This window comes from Bacillus sp. SIMBA_074 (assembly GCF_046534555.1).
In the GTDB taxonomy this organism is placed as follows: domain Bacteria; phylum Bacillota; class Bacilli; order Bacillales; family Bacillaceae_G; genus Bacillus_A; species Bacillus_A mycoides.
Genome location: NZ_JAWRYM010001307.1, coordinates 1 through 232 on the forward strand (window position 1 = coordinate 1; position 232 = coordinate 232).

The following is a 232-nucleotide window of genomic DNA, read 5'->3' on the forward strand; positions in this document are numbered from 1 at the left end:
GCTCAAATTTCTACCTGGTCTAGTTAACAGCTTTCCTTTTGCATACAGGCCAGATGATGCTCCACCATCAAGATTCATGGCCGCTTGCAATCCCATTGACTGACAAATGACGGCTAATTGGTTTAACGTAACGTTTGGCACGGTGCCCATCACCAATTGATTATCTGCGGTATAACCGATAAAGGAACGCTGGGCACTCAGTGTTGTCAGCTTTGGGTCCTGCATCCCTTCG

The 232-nt window shown here is 47.4% G+C and carries 1 protein-coding gene; it reads right to left on the reverse strand.

Going from position 1 to position 232, the window contains the following annotated elements; all coding sequences use genetic code 11:
- Positions 1-225: phosphodiester glycosidase family protein (locus tag SB773_RS34930; protein ID WP_410595169.1), on the reverse strand; the 225-nt coding region annotated here is incomplete at its 3' end.
- Positions 226-232: the final 7 nt, after the last annotated feature.